The sequence below is a fragment of the Burkholderia stabilis genome, from assembly GCF_001742165.1.
Lineage (GTDB): Bacteria > Pseudomonadota > Gammaproteobacteria > Burkholderiales > Burkholderiaceae > Burkholderia > Burkholderia stabilis.
The window spans coordinates 3,129,168-3,150,972 of sequence record NZ_CP016442.1; the positions used below are offsets into that span (position 1 = coordinate 3,129,168).

The window sequence follows — 21,805 nt, forward strand, 5'->3', positions numbered from 1 at the left end:
TTTACGCCTATAGGCCAACTTTTTAGCGATGCTACTATGAATATGTAAATGCATCGGTATTCACATACGAATGGTGAGAAAGTGACCGCAATGTCAGCAACCCAAGGCGAGCGATACGAAATCCGGAGTCGAGCCAGCCGCCGCCCGAGCGCGGCCCGACTCGCGACATACCTCAGACGTGTGCTGGTTTGCTCCGTCTACGTCTTCATGCTCAGCCCGCTGCTGTTTGTCGTGTGGCTCAGCTTTTTCTCCGATTCGATCCCGACGTTTCCGCCTACCGGTTACAGCCTCCACTGGTATCGGGCGGCCTGGAGCAACGAGGCGTTTTCAAGCGGTTTCGTCCTGAGTGTCGAACTCGCACTTTGCGCCGTGGCGATCGGCGTCAGCGTCGCGGTTGCTGCAGCACTGGCCATCCATCGGTTCGACTTCCGAGGGAAGTCGGCAGTCCGGTTCGTTTTGCTAAGCCCTCTGGTAATCCCTGGGATCGTCGCCGGGATTGCCATTTATCTGTTCATGTTGCGGGCTGAAAACGCAATGAATATCGGGATCGTCGGTACGTTTCCGGCGCTAGTCGCGGCTCACGTATGCCTAACTATTCCCTGGACCTTGCGTCTCGTGTCCGCATCGCTGACCGGTGTCGATCCGCTGATCGAAGAGGCCGCTCGCAATCTCGGGGCGCGTCCGTGGACAGTTTTCACGCGCGTGACTTTGCCCTTGCTTCGTCCCTCGATCGTTGCGTCTGCGCTCTTCAGCTTCATTGTTTCGTTCGAGAATCTCGAGATCACGTTGCCGCTCGTCGGCGCAGGTCATACAACCCTCCCTATCGCGATCATGCAGTACCTCGAGTTCAGTCTCGATCCCACGATCGCTGCCGTCTCGGCGGTTCAAATCGTGGTTCTAGGGGTGGTCATGCTCGTGACGGATCGCTTTGTCAAACTCAGTCAGGTGGTGTGAAAAATGAGTCACGTCTCCATTCGAAATCTTTGCAAGCGGTATGGTGACCACACCGCTGTCGCAGATTTCTCGCTTGAAATCGCCGAGGGCGAACTCGTTGCGTTCCTCGGCCCGAGCGGATGCGGAAAAACGACGACACTGCGCATGGTCGCCGGTTTCGTTGAGCCGACTTCCGGTGAGATCGTCGTCAACGGACGCGACATCACGTTCATGCCACCCCATGCCCGCAATACGGGGATGGTGTTCCAGCGCTACGCGCTTTTTCCGCACATGACGGTTGCCCAGAACGTGGCATTCGGCCTGGAAATGCGCAAGGTGTCTCGGACCGAGCGCGAGGAGCGGGTGCGTGCCGCTTTGGACATGGTGCGCCTCAGCACGCTAAAGGATCGATATCCCCGGCAGATGTCAGGCGGCCAGCAGCAGCGCGTCGCCATTGCCCGCGCGCTGGCCATTCAGCCGGACGTTTTTCTCCTCGACGAGCCGCTGTCGAATCTCGATGCGAAGCTTCGCGTCGAAGTGCGTGAAGAGATTCGCGCGCTGCAACGCGAGCTGGGCCTGACGACCATCTTCGTTACCCACGATCAAGAGGAGGCCCTGACGATTGCCGACCGCCTCGCGATCATGCACGACGGACGTGTGCAGCAGGTCGGTACGTCATCTGACCTGTACGAACGACCGTCCAACAAGTTCGTCGCCGACTTCCTGGGCGTGATGAATTTTCTCAGCGGTACGGGCGGCAAGGATGGCTTCCTGACCAGCAAAGGCCTGAGCCTTCCCATTTTCGACGGCGGCCCGGGGACCCGGACACTGGGAATCAGACCCGAACGCGTCTCCATCAACGAACGCCCCGTCTCCGGTCTCATCAACGTCCCGGTCCGGGTGACTGCGACGATCTACAAAGGTTCGTTGCTGGAGGTGCGCGCCGTTTCTCCGTCTGGAGATGTCTTCATGTCGCACTTGCCGAACACGATCGCGGCGAGCGGATTGCGACTTGGCCCCGACGAACGCTGCAACCTCAGTTTTGCCGAAAGTGATTGCCATTTCTTCGACTAGGCAGGTAACAACGATGAACACCACTGACCGCCGGACCTTTCTCAAGCTGACAGCAAGCGCCGCGTTGGCACCTGCTGTCGCGGCCTTCTCACCCAGAGGATGGGCATCCACCACTTGTCCGAGCACGATTGTCGGGACTTGGGGCGGTGATTACCAGAATCTTCTGGATACCAATATCGCGGCTGCATTGATCAAGCCTCAGGGCGGCAGCGTCGTCTTCGCGACCGCGGATCAGACGTCTCGCATGACAAAAATGCGGGCGGAAAAAATGTCACGGCGTGGCTCCCTCGACGTTACGTGCCTGTCTGATATCGACATGTACGAGATGAATCGCGCGGGTCTCTTGCAGCCGATTCAACCCGCGCTCGTACCGAATCTCGGTAACACGATCGATCAGTTCAAGAAGCCTTACGCGGTCGCGCAAATGTTCAGTGCATTCGTGCTTGTCTTCACTTCCGGCAAGGGGACGGCTCCGAAAAGCTTCTCGGATGTGCTGAACCCGAAATACAGCGGCAAGGTAGGTTTTTCCGATCTCCTCTACGGCCTGATCGGTGCGTCTGCTGGTTTGGCCGCCGGTGATCGGTCGGGTGGCATGATGGCCGGCCGGGACTTTCTCAACAAGCTCAAGGCAAATCGCCCGAAAGTCTATCCGTCAAATGAAGCGGTCGCCGCCGCGTTGAAGAGCGGCGAGATCGAGATGACATGGATGTGGAAGGCACGCGCCATTCAATGGAAGAAGGCCGGATTGCCGATCGATTTTACGGTGCCGCGCGAAGGGGCGATACCCGCATTCTTCGAGGCCGCCGTTCCCAAGAATGCACCAGGTGATACGTGCGGATTCCAGTTTCTGAACGCAATGCTCGACCCGAAAGCGCAACAGGCATTCGCGGAAAAGATGGGCTATGCGCCGACCGTGCGTAATGCGGCGCTGCCCTCAACTCTTCAGCAACAAGTCGGCTTCACGGACGCCGAGCTCGGTCTCTTCGTCAAGCCGAACTATGAAGCGATGCTGAATCAGCGCGCCGCGTTCCTCGATTACTGGACGAAGGAATTCAAGGCTGGACTGTGATGAGCGCGAATACCCAGACAGCCCATGGATCAGGCTCGTCGAATGTAAAGACGGGTTACCTGCTTGCCACGCCCGCTACCGCCATCGTAGCGCTCATCGTGCTTGTTCCTGCCTTGCAGCTTGTTCGTTACAGCTTGAATCATTTCGATCCTGTCGATCTGATGCAGACGGCGCTGACCACGGAAAACTACAGGCGGTTCTTCACCGACCCGTACTACCAGTCGGTTCTCTGGAGCACGCTGAAGATCTCGATTTTATGCACGGTTCTTTCGCTGGTGCTCGGTTTCCCGGTCGCTTACTCGCTCGCCAAGTCTCAGTCGAAACGCAAGAGCTTGCTGATCATTCTCATCGTGTTTCCGCTCCTGGTCGGAAGCGTGGTCAGAGCAGCCGGGTGGATGGTCATCCTCGGAAACGCAGGGTTCGTCAACGCGCTGCTCATTCATTTCGGGATTGTTTCCAGTCCGATCCGCCTCATGTACACGCCGCTTGCGGTGGTCCTCGGGACGACGGGAGTTGTGCTGCCGTACATGATCCTGACGTTGCAGAGTGTGCTCGAAGGGATCGACCTGTCCGTGGAGGAAGCTGCGCGGAACCTGGGCGCTTCCCCGGCTGTCTCGTTCTTCCGGATCGTGTTGCCGATGGCAACCCCCGGGATCGCGGCCGGCACGATGCTAGTGCTGATTCTGTGCATGAACGCCTACGCGACTCCTGTTCTCCTGGGCGGAACAGGGCTGACGATGATGGCACCGACCGTCTACGAACAGATTTCGAAAGCCTCGAACTGGCCGTTTGGTTCGGCTCTCGCGCTCATTCTGATGGTTGTCACGTTGGGGACTGCAGTCCTCTCAAATCTGGTGATCCAGCGTAACCACGTCAAGACTATGCAGTCCTGACGGAACGCATCAACCAGTTTCTTCTCAGGAAAATCCGAACATGCCGAAACTCTCAAGAAAAACTTACGATCAGCGTTTGATCTCGATGCGATCGATGATGAAGGAGCACCAGGTAGACGCACTGATGTTCTCGACGGCGGACTTCTTTCAGTGGGCAACGAATTTCCACGTCGATGTACAGACGTGGGAGCGCCCCATCTTCGTTGTGATTCCCGCGAGCGGCGAGCCCTTCGCGATCATGAACGAGCTGTCGACCAGCCACATGCGATTCGCAACGGAGCGCGAAACGGTCTGGGTCAACGACATTAGCTATTACCTCGAGCATCACTGTGCAGTCGACAACAGGCCGCGGCTGCCCGCGCTGTCGGAAATGATCGCCGAACGGCTGCGTTCGGCCGGCCTCGGATCGAGCCGGATTGGCGTCGATGCAACGCCGGCCGTGCTGTCGAAGGCGGGGCAGATCATCCCTGGCGTTCGCTTCGTTCCGATGCTCAGCGATCTGCGCTCACTGCGGTGGGTTAAGGGCGCTGAGGAACTGGAGGTGATGCGCGCTGCGTCTTCGCTGTCGGATTGGGTGCAGGAGCGTTATCGGGAAAACATTCGGCCGGGACGTCTCGTTCAGGAGCTGGACTTCCAGATGGCGTCGCTCATGGTCGAAGAAGGGGCACGTCGCTTCCCGGGGGAGAATCTCGAGGTTCTGCGTTGCTGGACACTTTCTGGTCCGGCGTCGGCTTCGCCGCATGGTGACGGCGCGTCGTGCGGCGCGAGGATCCAGGCCGGCGATGGTCTCGTGAATATCGTGATTCCGCGACTGAACGGTCTCGTCATCGAGAATGAACGAACCTGGTTCTGCGGCAGGCCGAATGCCGACCAACAGCGGTTTTTTGAGGCGGCCCGAGCAGCGAACGAAGCAGCGACTGATGCGGCGGTGACCGGCCGCCCGGTATCCGGAATCGATGCTGCTGCGCAGGCCGTCATCGAGAAGGCTGGCTGTGCGCAATACATTCGACATCGCACCGGGCACGGAATGGGGATCATGGGGCATGAGTACCCGGACGACATGGCCTTCAACCATCGGCCGCTGCTGGCAGGCGAAGTGTACTCCGCTGAACCGGGCATCTATGTGTTTGGTCTCGGAGGCTTCCGTCTTGACGACTCGGTCGTCGTCGGATCGACGCCCGAGATTATGACGACCACGCCGCGAACGATCGACTACGCAACTATCGTCTGATGTAACGGGGTTTCAGCGAACCGACCGCTTATCGTCAAAAAAATACATCACATATCATTCCATTAATTATGGATAACTAATTTATTGATCAATGATGCGTGATTGCGGGACGATTATTACCAAATTGGTGGAATACCGTCGGGCGGTCGGTCGAACATCGGACATCGCGTATGAGTCGGTTCTGAGTCGTCTATGAGATGACTCACCCGGCGATGTCGCGACCTCTTCTGCGCCGGTTCAAGATGGTCCCGATGTCGATTTTTCGCGCCGAACTCATTTCGTAATCAATGACTTCGAGCATGCCTCAAGGCCTGCGCACGTGCCGTGCTCGACGTTATATCAAAACAACAAGCAAGATCCTCCGAGTGCCAGACGTCTTTATCAAAGCAATTTCACGGGAGCTCTTGATGGACAGCAAGCTGAGTAAGAGAAAGATGTTACTTGTCATGGGATCGACCATCCTGGCAAGCTGCACCGGAGGCATCACTGTCGGTGATACCCGGCGCTCCGTTGACAAGGACATATCGCCCCGAAACATCGAGAAGAATGAGGCAGCGACGATTTCCGCGCTCGCACTTCCTAATCAGCCAGACCCAGGATTGGCGGCAATCGATCGGGGACTGGCCAATACGGTCGGACACAAGCTGTTCACCGTTCTGATGGTTGACCTTTCACACGACAAGAACCAACGGTACTACTCGAATCAGCCGGGAGCGTATCCGGTCGGGGGCAGCAAGCCGATCGTTCGAAGCAACGACTTTTTCCGAGATGTCGTGGTGGGTGGAAAACCGCGGATATGCCGGAACTACGAGGACATGAAGAAGGCTTTCTTCGACCATGAACTCATTCGCTCTCTCGGCTGCGAGAGCGCGGTCAACTATCCCATTCGTTGGGATGGAAAGACGGTCGGGACGTTGAATCTCCTTCATCAAGAAAATTGGTACAGCGAGGCAGACTTGCCCGCAATCGACGTGTTCGCAGGGTTGGCTATCGCACCGCTGCAAAAAATCATCTCGCAGAACTAGATCGGCTCTTGACGAGTCGCTGGATACTTATACGTATAATTAATAGGAATACATAATAAATGAAGAATCGAATTGTCTTCTTCGCGGGTTTGGGGTTGTCCGTCATGGCGCACGCGCAGTCCTCCGTCACGCTGTACGGCACGATCGACAATGGGTTCCAGTTTACGAGCAACCAGAAAGGAGACCGCTCCTACATCCTCCAGCAAGGGGGGCTCGGCAGCAGTAAGTGGGGGATGTTGGGAACGGAGGATTTGGGGGGCGGTTACAAAGCCGTCTTCAACCTCGAGAACGGATTCGATCCAAACACGGGGAAGTTCGGGAACAACGGCGCGCTCTTCGGGCGCAAGGCGTTCGTCGGGGTGAGCAGCCCTTACGGTACGGTCCGCATCGGGCGACAGTACGATCTCTCTTATGAGACGCTCGGCGCCTATGCTGCTCCGAATCGCTTCGACGGTGGGTTGGGCGCGCACCCCGGAGACGTCGACAATCTGTGGGGGGACTTCAACATTTCGAATGCCGTAAAGTACACGTCTCCGACATTCTTCGGCTTTTCGTTTGGTGCGCTATATGGGTTCGGCAATACTGCCGGCGATTTCACGCGATCGCAGACGACGAACTTTGTTGCGTCGTATTCGAACGGCAACTTTTCGGGCGCCGTCGGCTATCTCAAGGTGAACGATCCGGCGATCACGATCTGGAATGCAGCGTCTTCGCCAGTCAGTGGGCAGACGTTCGCCAATCCGGTGACTTCGCCCATCTACAGCGGCTACGCGTCGGCCGGTGCCCTGCAGATCGCAACGGCCGGAGCCAGCTATACGATCGGGAGCGTCGTGCTTGCGGCCGTCTACTCGAACACGGAGTTCAAGAACGTTGTTGCGACCAGCAGCACGCCGAAGGCCGGGACATTCATCTTCAATAACTACGAGGCAAACGCGAGCTGGATGATCAGTCCGACTGTCTATGTCGCAGCCGGGTACACGTTTACGAAGGCAGAGAGCGCACGCTACCAGCAAGTCAACGTCGGAGCGAAGTACTTCCTGTCCAAGAGAACCTACCTGTATTTTGCCAGCGACTGGTTGCATGCGAGCGGCATCGACTCGACCGGTCATACCGCCGTTGCGGCAAGTAACAACATCACGGCGGCAAGCGGCTCGAGTCAGTTTGTCGGGCGTGTCGGTATACGTCACCAGTTCTGACAGCAGACCTAGCTGCCGACATTTGCCCTGTCGGCGGCTATGTTCGTGGTGAGGCAAGGCTATCGAGCGTTTCGGGCGACCTGGAGCGGACAGCCTTTGTGCTAGCATCATCCACCTGCAATCGCCCATCCTGCAGCACGCAGGCAGGTGCATCGGCGATGTCAACACTCGAAATTCTCCGAATGGACTTCCGTCACATCGACGCTTTCAGAGCGCTAATGCTTACCCGCACTGCGACAAAAGCTGCTGCGCTGGTCGGTACCTCTCAGCCAGGGATCAGCCGGTTGATCGCGGAGTTGGAGCGGTCTACGGGGCTGACCTTGTTCAACAGAGAGCGCGGCAGACTAGAACCAACGACGGAAGCGCAATCGTTTTTTGAAGAGGTGGAACGCCGCTATGCGGGCCTGGAGAGTTTGCGTGAGTTCGCCGTCGGCTTGCGCAATCCCGAATCCTCGGTGATCCGCGTAGGCAGTGTTACGACCTACAGCCTTGGCCTTTTTGCGAGAACCGTCGCGGCATTTCGAAAAGAGGAGCCTTCGACCAAGATTGCGCTGTCCGTTGCGCCGTCGGAAACCATTCGCGATCAGGTTGCCTCACGAACATTGTCGTTAGGGTTTGTGAATGGCGGGGTTGACGTATCGGACCTCGATGCGGAGCTGTTTTGCAGCACGCCCGCAATCTGCGCCATTCCTGCGTGCCACCCGCTGGCCAAAAAGAAAGTCGTAACAATAGCGAGCCTTCGTGATCAACCGCTGATCGCATACGAACCCGCCGCAATGGTTCGATGGGGCATCGACAGCTTTTTCCTCAACGCGGATTTGAATCGACAGGTTGTAGCGGAAGTTAGGTATGCAGTGAACATTTGCACGATGGCCAAAGAAAACGTCGGCATCGGTCTCGTCCATCCTGTTGTTGCATATGACTTCCTGTCGTCGCAAGACATCGTCTTTCGACGTTTCGAGCATGATGTCGTGTTTCACTCGCTTCGCATCAAACCGACGATTCCGCCGCCCTCGCCGCAACTTCAGAAGTTCATATCGCTCAGCGAATCAATACTGAAGGAAACACTGGATCTCTTGGAAGATCATTTGTAGAAAGATTAGATGTCCAGGGGGTAACGGTCGAGTACAGGTACGAATACCTGCAGCCGAGTATCCGGAACGTGCTCAGCGCAATGTATCTCGTCTAACGCACCACGCATGCCAAACGCTGCTGCCGAGGCTCTTTAGCCTGATCTGCAGGTTCGTGAAATGGTGCCGAATCGTATGAATCGAAGCTGCGGGTAATCAATCGCTCTTCGGTAGAGTAACCATGGGTACCATATCGACGTGGACTTCGAACATCAGCGTCGTGAGGAGGTGATCCAGCATATCTACACAAAATACGGCAAGGACCGCGCCGCGCTCGCGGCCGCCGTATCGACTTACCGCCCGCGCGGCGTGCTGCGCGAAACCGGCAAGGCGCTCGGCGTCGATCCGATGCTGGTCGATCGCGTCGCGAAAGGGCATCGCTGGTTCGACGGCAGCCGCGACCTGCTTCAGAAATTTGCGACGGTAGGGCTTGATCCTAAGACGCCGCTGATCCAGGCATGGGCCGAACTCGCCGCGCGGCTGCTCAATTTTCCGCGTCACCTGTCGCAGCACTCCGGCGGCTTCGTGATCAGCCGCGGCAAGCTCACGCGGCTCGTGCCGGTCGAAAACGCGGCGATGGACGGGCGGCGCGTGATCCAGTGGGACAAGGACGATCTCGAATCGCTCAAGCTGATGAAGGTCGACGTGCTTGCGCTCGGGATGCTGTCAGCACTGCATCGCGCGTTCGACATGCGCACTGCATGGCGCGGGCCGTCGGAGCAGGACGGCAAGCCGTTCACGCTGAAACACATTCCACAGGATGACGTAGCGACCTACGACATGATCTGCCGCGCCGACACGGTCGGCGTGTTCCAGATCGAATCGCGTGCGCAGATGTCGATGCTGCCGCGTTTGCGCCCGCGTACTTATTACGATCTGGTGATCGAGGTCGCGATCGTGCGGCCGGGGCCGATCCAGGGCGGCGCGGTGCATCCCTATCTGAAGCGTCGGCAGGGGATCGAAAAGGTCAGTTACCCGAAGGAAGATCTGAAACCTGCACTCGAACGGACGTACGGCGTGCCGATCTTCCAGGAGCAGGTGATGCAGATCGCGATGATCGCGGCAGGCTTCACGCCCGGCGAGGCTGATGAACTGCGTCGCGCAATGGCCGCGTGGAAGCGCAAGGGCAACCTGGAGCAATATCACCGCAAGATCGTCGACGGGATGCGCGAGCGCGACTATCCGCCCGAATTCGCCGAACAGATCTTCGAGCAGATCAAGGGCTTCGGCGATTACGGCTTCCCCGAAAGCCACGCGGCCAGCTTCGCCAAACTCGCCTACGCCAGCAGTTGGCTCAAATGCCACGAACCGGCGATCTTCCTCGCCGCGTTGCTGAACAGCCAGCCGATGGGTTTCTATCCGCCGTCGCAACTCGTGCAGGACGCGAAGCGGCACGGCGTGCAGGTTTTGCCGATCGACGTCACGCAAAGCGACTGGGAAGCATCGCTCGAAGCGCTGCCCGGCCAGTCGCCTCCGCATGGCCAGCCGGCCGTTCGGCTCGGGTTGTCGCTCGTGAGCGGGCTGGGCGAAGCCGCCGTCCGCCGGATCGAAACCGCGCGCGCGGCCGGCCCGTTCGAGAACGTCGACGCACTCGCGCGCCGCGCGCAGCTCGAACGCCGTGATCTCGAAGCGCTCGCCGCCGCGAACGCGCTCGCGACGCTCGCCGGCCATCGCCGCGATGCGTTGTGGCAGGCCGTCGCCGCGGCGCCGGAGCGCGACCTGCTCGCCGCCGCGCCGATCGACGAGCCGGAGAAGCCCGCACTCGGCGCGCCGTCGGAAGCCGACGACATCCTCGCCGATTACGACACCACCGGCCTCACGCTGAACCGCCATCCCGTTGCACTGCTGCGGCTCGCGCTGCGCGCGAAGCGGCTGTCGTCCGCGGCCGAACTGCGCGATCGTCCGGACGACCGGCTCGCCCGCGCGTGCGGAATCGTGACCGCACGGCAGATGCCGGGCACCGCGAAAGGCGTGATGTTCATGACGCTCGAGGACGAAACGGGCTGCGTGAACGTGATCGTGCGGCCCGAGCTGCTCGTGCGGCAGCGCCGGGAAACACTCGATTCGCGGTTGCTCGCCGCGTCCGGCGTGTGGCAGGTCGTGAGCGACGTGAGGCACCTCATTGCGCAGCATTTCGAGGATCTGACGCCGCTGCTCGGCGGCCTGCGCACGTCGAGCCGCGAATTCCACTGACGCGCCGGCGTCGTGCTGGCTTGCGTGATGCATACCAGTTGGCTCAACTGGTTCTATTTCGGTCTCATATTCGCACCCAAAACCCGGCCGGGACGCACACTGGAACTGTCCCCTTGCATACCAATCCGGGTAAATCCCTATCCCGTACTTCGTTGTAAACAAAGGCTTTACCGCTACTAAAACGCTTGTGCAGCAAGGCTTCCAGCGATTTTCAAGACGCTAATACCAGTTCGTTGACTGGTATTATGGTGGTTATATAATGCGTTCACTTTCGACGGCCTGAGGTCGTCGTCCGACACCCGGAGACACATGGAAACCAGCTGGTCCGCACTGGCGCCCGATCCCCTCAACGACACGCCGCTCTATCTGCAGCTCGCCCGCAATCTGGCAAGCGCGATACACGGCGGCGCGTGGCAGGCCGGCGAGGCGTTGCCGTCGGAGCGGCTGCTGTCGGTGTCGGTCGGCGTATCGCGGATCACGGCCCGTCGCGCACTCGCGCTGCTGGTCGAGCAGGGGCTGATCAAGCGGGCGCGCGGCGCGGGCAGTTTCATCACGCCGCGTGTCGCCGATCCGCTGTCGCGTCTGGTCGGTTTCACCGCGAAGATGAAGCAGCGCGGCTTCGTGCCCGATTCGGTGTGGCTGTCGCGCACGCTGCGCGCCGCCACCCGCGACGAGATCACGCATCTCGGTCTCGCGCCCGGCGCGACGGTGGCGCGGCTCGAACGGCTGCGCCGCGCGGACGGCATCGTGATGGCGGTCGAGCATTCGACGCTGCCGGCCGCGGTGGTGCCCGATCCGCAGGCGCTCGGCGCGTCGTTGTACGAATACCTCGAAGCGCGCGGGATGACCGTCGTACGCGCGTTGCAGCACTTTCGCGCGGCGAACGCGACGCACGCGATCGCGAAATGGATGGCGGTGAAACCGGGCTCGGCGCTGCTCGTGATCACGCGCATCGGCTACGGCGCCGACCAGCGCGCGATCGAAGTGTCCGAAACGTATTGCCGCGACGACTACTACGACTTCGTCGCCGAACTGAAACGCTGACGCGCGAGACTGCCCGCGCGCGACATGCGTGAAGCAACGACACGGATTTTGCAAATCACGACGCGGATGCCCGCGTCACCAGATCATCAAGAGAACGTCATGCTGACTGGAAACATCCTCACCCCCGACGGCTGGATTCACGGTTCGCTCGATAGCGAGAACGGCCGCATCACCACGCTCGACGGCACGCCCGCCGATCCCGCGAAGAACGACGCGCCGTACATCCTGCCCGGCTTCATCGACCTGCACGTGCATGGCGGCGGCGGCGCCGACGTGATGGAAGGCGGCGACGCGATCGAGACGATCGCCCGCACGCACGCGCAATTCGGCACGACGAGCCTGCTCGCGACGACGATGACCGCGCCGCGCGACGAACTGATGAAAGTCGTCGGCAACCTCGGCAGCGTTGCGCGCACCCGCACGCCGGGCGGCGCGCGCGTGCTCGGCGTGCACCTCGAAGGCCCGTACATCAACCCCGGCAAGCTCGGCGCGCAGCCCGACGCGGCCGTGTCGGCCGTGCTCGACGAAGTGCTGAAGTACCTGTCGATCGCGCCGATCCGCGTTGTCACGCTCGCGCCGGAAATCGCCGGCCACATCGAGATCATCGGCGAGATGGCCGCGCGCGGCGTGCGCGTGCAGCTCGGCCACTCGCTCGCGACCTACGACGATGCCGTCGCCGCGCTCAAGCACGGCGCCTGCGGCTTCACGCACCTGTTCAACGCGATGTCGCCGCTGCATCACCGCAACCCGGGCCTGGTGGGCGCGGCGCTTGCGCATGCCGAATACGCGGAAATCATTCCCGACCTGCTGCACGTGCACCCGGGTGCGATTCGTGCTGCATTGCGCGCGATCCCGCGCCTGTACGTCGTGACCGACAGCACGTCCGCAACCGGCATGCCCGACGGCGAATACCGGCTCGGCAGCCAGCACGTGACGAAGTGCCTCGGTGGCGTGCGCCTTGCCGACGGCACGCTCGCCGGCAGCACGCTGACGATGGACCAGGCACTGCGCAACCTCGTGTCGCTCGGCCTGCCGATCGCCGACGTGTCGAACCGGATGTCGCGTTATGCGGCCGACTACCTCGGCATCGCCGATCGCGGCCGCCTCGAGCGCGGCGCATGGGCCGATCTCGCGGTGTTCGATCGCGACCTGAACCTCACCGCGACCTACGTCGAAGGAGAATCGATTGTCGAATATGCTTAAGGAAGCGCGCGAGTCCGCCCAGGTCGTCGCCGCGCAGATCGCCGATACCACGCGCGTCGAAGCGCTCGCCGGCCAATTGCTCGATCACCCGCCGGCCGTCGCGCTGACGGTCGCGCGCGGCAGCTCGGATCACGCCGCGAGCTATTTCGCGAGCCTGACGATGAGCCGCCTCGGCGTGCCGGTCGCATCGCTGCCGATGTCGGTCGCAACGCTGCAGCAGGCGCCGCTGAAGGTGCAGGATCAACTCGCGATCGCGTTCTCCCAGTCGGGCAAGAGCCCCGATCTCGTCAACACGATGGCCGCGCTGCGCGAAGCCGGCGCGCGCACCGTCGCCGCCGTGAACGTGCTGCCGTCGCCGCTCGCCGACGCATGCGAGCACCAGTTGCCGCTGCTCGCCGGTCCCGAACTGTCGGTCGCCGCGACGAAGAGCTATATCGCGATGCTGTCGTTGTCCGCGCAGATCGTTGCCTACTGGCAGCGCGACGCCGCGCTGGTGAGCGCGTTGCGCGGCCTGCCCGACGTGCTCGCGCAAGCTGGCCAACTCGACTGGTCGCCGGCCGTGGCCGCGCTCACGGGCGTCGAGCGGATGATCGTGATCGGCCGCGGCCTCGGCCTCGCCATCGCGCAGGAAGCCGCGCTGAAGCTGAAGGAAACGTCCGGCATCCAGGCCGAGGCGTTCTCGAGCGCCGAAGTGCGTCACGGCCCGATGGAGCTGATCGACCGCGATTACCCGCTGCTCGTGTTCGCACCGCCGGGGCCCGAGCAGGCCGGCCTGCTGCAGCTCGCCGAAGACATGCGCGCACGCGGCGCCGCCGTGCTGCTCGCGGCGCCCGCCAGCACGCCCGGCCTGCCAGGCACGGTGCTGCCGCTTGCGCAGTCCGCCCATTCGGCGCTCGACCCGATCGCCGCCATTCTTTCGTTCTACGTGATGGCGGCGGATCTCGCCGTCGCGCGCGGCCGCAATCCCGACACGCCGCGCCACCTGAACAAAGTCACCGAAACGCACTGATAGCCGAGAAAGCCGATGAGACGCGCCGAGGAGTCCCAGTTGAAGAGCCCCACCCATGATCAGATCGTCCTGCTTAGCCCCTTGACGGGGCCGATCGTCGCGTTGGCCGACGTGCCCGATCCGGTGTTCTCCGGCGGGATGTTTGGCGACGGCATCGGCATCGACCCGCTCGCGGGCAAACTCGTCGCGCCGTGCGCGGGCATCGTGTCGCATCTCGCGCGCACGGGCCACGCGCTGACGATCACGACGCCGCAAGGCGCGGAAGTGTTGCTGCACATCGGCATCGACACCGTCGAGCTGAACGGGCAGGGCTTCGCCGCGCACGTCGAGGCCGGCGCACGCGTCGAAGCGGGCGATCTGCTGATCGAGTTTGACCAGGACGCGGTCGCGCGCAGTGCGCATTCGCTCGTGTCGGTGATCGCGATCGCGAACTCCGATGCGTTCGAAGTCGTCGACCGCGCGAGCGGTTTCGCGACGGCCGGCGAGACGCCGTTGCTCGCGCTGCGCGGCAAGGGCGCAGCCGCCGCACAGGCTGCGCAGGCCGGCGCATCGGCGATGAACGAAGTGCGCCGCGAGATCGTGCTGGCGCAGCCGGGCGGCCTGCATGCGCGGCCGGCCGCGCGTGCGCGTGAAGCCGTGCGCGGGTTCGACGCGAGCGTCGACGTGCTGTTCGACGGCCGCAAGGCGTCGATCGCGAGCGTCGTCGGCCTGCTCGGCCTCGGCGCCGGCGAAGGCGCGACGGTCGAGCTGGTCGGTCGCGGCGCGCACGCGCAGCAGGCCGTCGATGCGGTCGAGCACGAGCTGCTGCGCGAAGCGCACGGCGAGGTGGAGGAAAAGCCGGCGCGGCTGAAGTCGCCCGCGCCGCAGATGGTCGCGCGCAACACCGGCGTACCGCTGGACCCGAACACGCTCGCGGGCGTGTGCGCGGCGCCCGGCATCGCGGTCGGCACGCTGGTGCGTCTCGACGATGCGGAAATCGTGCCGCCGGAGCAGGCAGCCGGCACGCCCGCCGCGGAAAGCCGCCAGCTCGACCAGGCGCTGAAGGCCGTCGACGCCGAACTCGACGAAACGGTGCGCAACGCATCGGCGCGCGGCGCGGTCGGCGAAGCGGGCATCTTCGCGGTGCATCGCGTGCTGCTGGAAGACCCGACGCTGATCGACGCGGCGCGCGACCTGATCAGCCTCGGCAAGAGCGCGGGCTTCGCGTGGCGCGCGACGATCCGCACGCAGATCGACACGCTGTCGAAGCTCGACGATGCGCTGCTCGCCGAACGCGCGGCCGATCTGCGCGACATCGAGAAACGCGTGCTGCGCGCGCTCGGCCACACGAACGGCGCGGCGCGCGCGCTGCCCGACGAGGCCGTGCTGGCCGCCGAGGAATTCACGCCGTCGGATCTGTCGTCGCTCGATCGCCAGCGCGTAACCGCGCTCGTGATGGCGCGCGGCGGCGCGACGTCGCACGCGGCGATCATCGCGCGGCAGCTCGGCATCCCGGCGCTGGTCGCGGTCGGCGATGCGCTGTATGCGATTCCGGACGGCACGCAGGTCGTCGTCGATGCGAGCGCGGGCCGTCTCGAACACGCGCCGACCGCACTCGACGTCGAGCGCGCGCGGCACGAGCGCCAGCGCCTGGACGGCGTGCGCGAAGCGAACCGGCAGTTGGCTGGCGTTGCCGCCGAGACGGCCGACGGCCGCGCGATCGAGGTTGCCGCGAACATCGCGACGCTCGACGACGCGAACACCGCGGTCGACAACGGCGCTGACGCGGTCGGCCTGCTGCGCACCGAGCTGATGTTCATCCATCGCCAGGCCGCGCCGACGGTCGTCGAACACCAGCAGAGCTACCAGTCGATCGTCGACGCACTGCAAGGCCGCACGGCGATCATCCGCACGCTCGACGTCGGCGCCGACAAGGAAGTCGACTACCTGACGCTGCCGCCCGAACCGAACCCGGCGCTCGGCCTGCGCGGCATCCGCCTCGCGCAGGTGCGCCCCGACCTGCTCGACGATCAGTTGCAGGGCCTGCTCGCGGTGAAGCCGCTCGGCGCGGTGCGCATCCTGCTGCCGATGGTCACCGACGCGGGCGAGCTCGTGCGGCTCAGGAAGCGCATCGACGAATTCGCGCGCGCGCAGGGCCGCACCGAGCCGATCGAGGTCGGCGTGATGATCGAGGTGCCGTCGGCGGCGCTGCTGGCCGACCAGCTCGCGCAGCACGCGGATTTCCTGTCGATCGGCACCAACGACCTGACGCAGTACACGCTCGCGATGGACCGCTGCCAGGCCGATCTGGCCGCGCAGTCCGACGGCCTGCATCCGGCCGTGCTGCGCCTGATCGACATCGCGGTGCGCGGCGCCGAAACGCACGGCAAGTGGGTCGGCGTGTGCGGTGCGCTCGGCGGCGATCCGCTCGCGGTGCCGATCCTCGTCGGCCTTGGCGTGACCGAGTTGTCGGTCGACCCGGTATCGGTGCCGGGCATCAAGGCGCGTGTGCGCCGTCTCGATTACCAGTTGTGTCGTCAGCGCGCGCAGGATCTGCTCGCGCTCGATTCGGCACAGGCGGTAAGGGCAGCAAGCCGCGAGGTCTGGCCGCTCGACTGAACGTCGGCGGCGGGCTCGCGACCCGTTTCACTACGAGAGCAATTAGGTCAACGACGATTAACGACGAGACAAGGATTGGAGGACTGAATGAACGGGAATCCGTTTCTGAAAATACAGGGCCTGGGCCGGGCGCTAATGCTGCCGATCGCGGTATTGCCGGTTGCCGGCATCCTGCTGCGACTCGGCCAGCCGGACGTGTTCAACATCAAGATGATCGCCGACGCCGGCGGTGCGATCTTCGACAACCTGCCGCTGCTGTTCGCGATCGGCGTGGCGGTCGGCTTCGCGAAGGACAATAACGGCGTCGCCGCGCTCGCGGGCGCGATCGGCTACCTGATCGAAACCGCGATCATGAAGGACATCGATCCCAAGCTGAACATGGGCGTGCTGTCCGGGATCATCGCGGGCGTGGTCGCGGGGCTGCTGTACAACCGCTACAAGGACATCAAGCTGCCGGACTACCTTGCGTTCTTCGGCGGCAAACGGTTCGTGCCGATCATCACGGGGCTGGTGTGCGTGATACTCGGCATCGTGTTCGGGTACGTCTGGCAGCCGGTCCAGCACGTGATCGACGCGGCCGGCCAGTGGCTGACGACGGCGGGCGCGATCGGTGCGTTCGTATTCGGCTTCCTGAACCGCCTGCTGCTCGTGACGGGCCTGCACCACATCATCAACTCGCTCGCGTGGTTCGTGTTCGGCAACTTCACGCCGCCCGCCGGCGGCGAAATCGTGCACGGCGACCTGCACCGCTTCTTCGCGGGCGACCCGACCGCGGGCACCTTCATGGCCGGCTTCTTCCCGATCATGATGTTCGGCCTGCCGGCCGCGTGTCTGGCGATGCTGCACGAAGCGCCGAAGGAGCGCCGCGCGATGGTCGGCGGCCTGCTGTTCTCGATGGCGCTCACGTCGTTCCTGACCGGCGTGACCGAGCCGATCGAATTCAGCTTCATGTTCCTCGCGCCGGTGCTGTACGTGATCCACGCGGTGCTGACGGGGCTGTCGCTCGCGATCTGCCAGATCCTCGACGTGAAGCTCGGCTTCACGTTCTCGGCCGGCGCGATCGACTACGTGCTGAACTACGGGCTGTCGACGAAGGGCTGGATCGCGATTCCGCTCGGCATCGCATACGGCGCCGCGTACTACGGGCTGTTCCGCTTCTTCATCCGCAAGTTCAACATGGCGACGCCGGGCCGTGAGCCGGCATCGGCCGATGCGGCAGCCGATTCGTACGCATCGGGCGGCTTCGTTGCGCCGGCTGCGGGCGCCGCTGCAGCTGCGCCGCGTGCGCAGCGCTACATCGCCGCACTCGGCGGAGCGGGCAACCTGACGGTCGTCGACGCATGCACGACGCGCCTGCGCCTGACCGTCGTCGATGCGGAGAAGGTGTCGGAGCCGGAACTGAAGTCGATCGGCGCGCGTGGCGTGCTCAAGCGCGGCGGCAACAGCGTGCAGGTGATCATCGGGCCGGAGGCCGACATCATCGCCGACGAAATGCGTGCGGCGATCGGCAGCGGCGCGACCGGCGCGGCAGCGACGGCAACGGCCGCCGCGGCGCAGCCCGTCACGGGCGCGGCCGCCGGCCCGCTCGATCCGGAACCGGCCCGCTGGCTCGCGGTGTTCGGCGGGGCGACCAACGTCGCGTCGCTCGCTGCGGTCGCGACCACGCGCCTGCGCGTCGTCGTGCGCGACCCGTTGGCGGTCGACCGCGATCGTCTCGGCGCGCTCGACGTTGCATGGGTGTCGCTCGACACGTTCCACATCGTCTGCGGCAACGCGGCGGCACGTTATGCCGAACAGCTCGGCGCGCGCCTGCCGCCGTCGGGCAGCGGGGCGGCTGCGCAGCCGGCCTGATGCGGTGACGAAGCCGGCCTGATCCGCGATGTGGGTCCGGGCCGGCGGGGAAAATGAAAACGGCTTGCGATGTGTGCATCGCAAGCCGTTTTTCTTTGGGGCGGGTGATGACGCGATGCGCGATGCGTTTGCCCGCATCGCGCAATGCTTGCCGCAGAACCGCAGAACCGCAGAACCGCAGAACCGCAGAACCGCAGAACCGCAGAACCGCAGAACCGCAGAACCGCAGAACCGCAGAACCGCAGAACCGCAGAACCGCTCAACCGCTCAACCGCTCAACCGCTCAACCGCTCAACCGTGCAACCGTGCAACCGTTCAACCGTTCACGGGTTCGTCAGCGTGAAGGTCGGCTTCCGGTAGCCGATGCCGGCCCGCTCGAGCTTCGGCAGTTCGCGTTGCGTGAGCAGCGTCGCGAAGCCGGCCCAGTCGCGCTGCAGCGCGGCCGTGTCGACGTGATGCGTGTCGCCGCGCTTGTAGCGCACGCCGGCCGCATACGGCAGCTCCCAGTCGGCCCGGTGCCACGCGCGCTCGGCGAGCGCGAGCAGTCGCGGATAGGCCATGTATTCAAGGAAGGTGTCGTTGCGCATCACCTCGCCCCAGGCCTGCCCCTGCATGCCTTCGATGCGCGGCGCGGGGCCCGTGCCCGTCACCTCGAACGCGTTGCCGTCGCGGTCGCCCATCACTTCGGCGTTCTGCGGCAGGTTCTCGGGCGCGAGTGAGAACACCTTGTACTCGTCCGTCGCCTGCGAACCCCAGTAGTAGCCGCGCTCGCGCGGGTTCAGCGTGTACGGGAAGTCGAAGTACAGGTAGTCGGGCAGCGCCAGCACCGTCAGGTAGCCCTTGCTGCTCAGGTCGCGCGCGCTGTCCGACGCGCCCCAGAAGATCGTGTCCCACAGCGACACCATCACGTGGCGCGTGCTGAAGTCCTGCGGCCCGTTCGCGTGCTTGATGCCGTCCTGCCACGCGGCCATCGTGTCGATCCCGTTCGCGCCCACCGCCGCGCTCACCTGTTTCGCGAAACGCGTCGGCAGCTCGTCGATCGACTTGATCTCGCCGCGCTGGAGCAGCGCCGTGCATGCGGGCGAACGCGCCCACGGCTTGTCCTGCGCGGCGAGGTCGATGCGCCCCTTGTTCGGGTCGGTGCCGTTCAGCGGCTGGAAGCCCGCGCCGAGCAGGATGTTCTTCGCCTCGTCGCCGCCGTAGTGCCAGGTGTGCAGCGGCGCCTGCGCGTCGGCATGCATCGCCGCGATCTCGCGGATCACCTTCGACGCGAAGTTGAGCGCGCCCGGCACGCACGGGTTCAGGTCGCTGCGCCGGTCGTAGAACTGCACGGTCAGCAGATTCGACGTGTCCTGCGGATCGAGCAGCCGGTACGCGTTCGCTTCCTGCTCGCGGCCCGCCGCATGGAGCCGCCGGTAACGCGCTTCCATCGTCACGACGGCCGCGCGCGCGTGCGCGGGCATGTCGATCTCGGGGATGATCTCGACGAAACGCGTGGCCGCGTAGCGCACGAGCGCCACGTAGTCGTCGCGCGTCAGGTAGCCGCCGCCTGAGCGGTTGTCCGGGCCGGAGCCGAGCTGCGGCAGCAGGCAGCGCGTCTCGCTCGGGTCGTGGCAGCGACGTCCGCCGATTTCGGTCAGCTCGGGCAGGCCGGGAATCTCGATGCGCCAGCCTTCGTCGTCGGACAGGTGCAGATGCAGGCGGTTGAGCTTGTACGCGCTCATCTGGTCGATCAGGCGGCGCAGCGTCGCCGGGTGCTTGAAGTTGCGCGCGAGATCGACGTGCATGCCGCGATGCGTGAAGCGCGGCGCATCCTCGACGAGCATCGCCGGGATCGGGCCGCCGCCGGCCGGCGCGAGCGAGAAGAGCGTCTGTACGCCGTAGTAGAGGCCCGCGCGATCGTAGCCCTCGACGAGCACGCCGCGCGGCCCGATCGCGAGCCGGTAGCCGCCCGGCGTCGCGATGTCGGCCGGCAGCCGGCGCGGCGTGACCGCGCCCCACACCGGCACGCGTGCGCCGTCGAGCCCGAGCGTCGTCGCGCGCTCGCGCAGCGCCGCGACCTGCGCGTCGGGCAGGTCCGGCAGCGCGAGTTCGACACCGCGCAGGTCGAGCGTGCCGGGCAGCGGCTGCTCGCGCTTCACGCTCGGCAGCGCGCGGCTCGCGTCGGGCCGTGCGGCCACCGGCGGCGCATTGCCGGTCGAGTTGTTCTGCGCGTCGGCCGGCAGCGATTCGACGTAGCGCAGCTCGTTGTCGGTGTCGTTGTAGCGGAGCACGGCCGGCGGCGCGCCATCGACGACGACATACGGGCGCGGAATCACGTCGCTGTAGCGCCGCAGCCAGTATTCGGCGACGAACGGCAGTTCGATGCGCTCGCCGGGCGCAAGCCGCACCGAGCCCGGCTGCGGCGTCAGTTCGTACAGGTCGCCCGTGAGCCGCCGCAGCGCGAAGCCCGGGCGGTCGATTCGCAGCAGGCGGCGGATGCTGTGCAGATAGAGCTTCCAGCCGCCGTCGGCGATCACCTGGTGGCCGCGGTTCTGCAGGATCAGGCGGCCGGTCGCGCAGGCCGCGCCGTCGGCGCCGAGATCGGCGCACGGCACGCCGGCCGCGGCCGCGTGGTTGTTGTCGACGGCGACGCGCAACGCGAGGCCGTTCGACAGCGCCGCTGCGAGACTGGCCGGCTGCACGGCCGCCGGTGTGGCGCCGGCGGTCGCGATGCTGGCGGTCGACGCCGGCTGGGCGCCGATCGCGGCCGGCGGCAGCGTCGCGATCAGCAGGCCGGCAAACAGGGATGACAAGGTACGTGTCATTCGAACTCCTGAGAAAAAAGGGGGCGTGGCGGCGTCGTGGGTGACGTCGCTGCGATCGGGTCTTTCAACGGAGCTGCGGGAGATACCTGCGCGCGGGGCGATGTGGCTGCACCGCGCACATTCGGCACGCGGGCGCGTGCGTTACGGGACGGGAGGCGGGCAGGCGTGCCGATCGGATCGGCGGGGCGGCGTACGCGTGCTCATCGGTGGCGCGCAGCAACGACCGCGGCGGCATCGCGGCCGCGGCCGATTGCGTTCGGCCGACCGCGCGCGATGGCGACGGCCGGCGCCTCCAGACGGCAACCGGTCACCGCCGCAAGAAGCGCACGGCGATACGGCGCGCATGCGCGCGCCACATACGGGATTCGCATGTCTCCCCCACCCAGATGGAATCGGCCTGTCAGCGGCCGTGTCCAAAGATCTTATGAAACCTTTTATTGGTATTCAAGTGGTATCAATCTGGCGCTAAATTGGCATCGATGCGCCGGGCTTGTCCGGGCGGCCGGGACGAAAAAAAACCTCGCGCGAGGCGAGGTTCTTTCCGAACGG

14 protein-coding genes and 1 pseudogene are annotated in these 21,805 nt (G+C 64.1%); 14 read left to right on the forward strand and 1 reads right to left on the reverse strand.

Going from position 1 to position 21,805, the window contains the following annotated elements; translation table 11 throughout:
- Positions 1-90: 90 nt before the first annotated feature.
- The 14 genes and pseudogenes from BBJ41_RS14590 (at position 91) to nagE (ending at position 18,449) form a co-directional block, all read left to right on the forward strand.
- Complete coding sequence (locus BBJ41_RS14590) at positions 91-954, forward strand: ABC transporter permease (RefSeq protein WP_069746981.1); 864 nt, start codon at positions 91-93, stop codon at positions 952-954.
- Positions 955-957: 3 nt separating this feature from the next.
- Positions 958-2,007 carry an ABC transporter ATP-binding protein gene (locus BBJ41_RS14595; RefSeq protein WP_069746982.1) on the forward strand — a complete coding sequence of 350 codons (1,050 nt, stop codon included), beginning with the start codon at positions 958-960 and terminating at the stop codon, positions 2,005-2,007.
- A 13-nt stretch (positions 2,008-2,020) separates the two neighbouring features.
- A complete protein-coding gene (locus BBJ41_RS14600; RefSeq protein ID WP_069746983.1) occupies positions 2,021-3,076 on the forward strand; it encodes an extracellular solute-binding protein in 1,056 nt (351 codons plus the stop codon).
- Positions 3,076-3,969 (forward strand): ABC transporter permease, encoded by an 894-nt coding sequence (locus tag BBJ41_RS14605; protein WP_069746984.1) that lies wholly within the window; start codon positions 3,076-3,078, stop codon positions 3,967-3,969. The genes BBJ41_RS14600 and BBJ41_RS14605 overlap by 1 nt, the downstream gene beginning before the upstream one ends.
- Before the next feature lie 40 nt (positions 3,970-4,009).
- The gene (locus BBJ41_RS14610) at positions 4,010-5,200 is read left to right on the forward strand and encodes a M24 family metallopeptidase (RefSeq protein WP_069746985.1); all 1,191 of its coding nucleotides are present in this window, start codon (positions 4,010-4,012) and stop codon (positions 5,198-5,200) included.
- Between the two features lie 407 nt (positions 5,201-5,607).
- The gene (locus BBJ41_RS14615) at positions 5,608-6,225 is read left to right on the forward strand and encodes a GAF domain-containing protein (RefSeq protein WP_226147273.1); all 618 of its coding nucleotides are present in this window, start codon (positions 5,608-5,610) and stop codon (positions 6,223-6,225) included.
- Positions 6,226-6,284: 59 nt separating this feature from the next.
- A complete protein-coding gene (locus tag BBJ41_RS14620) occupies positions 6,285-7,421 on the forward strand; it encodes a porin (protein ID WP_069746986.1) in 1,137 nt (378 codons plus the stop codon).
- Positions 7,422-7,579: 158 nt separating this feature from the next.
- Positions 7,580-8,515, forward strand: a complete 936-nt coding sequence (locus tag BBJ41_RS14625) for a LysR substrate-binding domain-containing protein (RefSeq protein WP_226147272.1) — start codon at positions 7,580-7,582, stop codon at positions 8,513-8,515.
- A 228-nt stretch (positions 8,516-8,743) separates the two neighbouring features.
- Positions 8,744-10,744 (forward strand): annotated as a pseudogene (locus BBJ41_RS14630) (error-prone DNA polymerase); the annotation flags it as partial.
- Positions 10,745-11,053: 309 nt separating this feature from the next.
- Positions 11,054-11,788 carry a GntR family transcriptional regulator gene (locus BBJ41_RS14635; RefSeq protein WP_069746987.1) on the forward strand — a complete coding sequence of 245 codons (735 nt, stop codon included), beginning with the start codon at positions 11,054-11,056 and terminating at the stop codon, positions 11,786-11,788.
- A gap of 99 nt (positions 11,789-11,887) precedes the next feature.
- Positions 11,888-12,991 carry an N-acetylglucosamine-6-phosphate deacetylase gene (gene nagA, locus BBJ41_RS14640; RefSeq protein WP_069746988.1) on the forward strand — a complete coding sequence of 368 codons (1,104 nt, stop codon included), beginning with the start codon at positions 11,888-11,890 and terminating at the stop codon, positions 12,989-12,991.
- Positions 12,984-14,000: an SIS domain-containing protein gene (locus BBJ41_RS14645; protein WP_069746989.1), complete on the forward strand. Its 1,017-nt coding sequence runs from the start codon at positions 12,984-12,986 to the stop codon at positions 13,998-14,000. The genes nagA and BBJ41_RS14645 overlap by 8 nt, the downstream gene beginning before the upstream one ends.
- Before the next feature lie 15 nt (positions 14,001-14,015).
- Entirely contained in the window at positions 14,016-16,598 is a 2,583-nt protein-coding gene (ptsP, locus tag BBJ41_RS14650) for a phosphoenolpyruvate--protein phosphotransferase (RefSeq protein ID WP_069746990.1), read from the forward strand.
- An 87-nt stretch (positions 16,599-16,685) separates the two neighbouring features.
- Entirely contained in the window at positions 16,686-18,449 is a 1,764-nt protein-coding gene (gene nagE / locus BBJ41_RS14655; protein WP_069746991.1) for an N-acetylglucosamine-specific PTS transporter subunit IIBC, read from the forward strand.
- 323 nt (positions 18,450-18,772) lie between these two features.
- Here nagE and BBJ41_RS14660 read toward each other — a convergent pair whose 3' ends face one another.
- On the reverse strand, positions 18,773-21,256 hold the full coding sequence (locus tag BBJ41_RS14660; RefSeq protein WP_069746992.1) for a family 20 glycosylhydrolase: 2,484 nt from the start codon (positions 21,254-21,256) through the stop codon (positions 18,773-18,775).
- Positions 21,257-21,805: the final 549 nt, after the last annotated feature.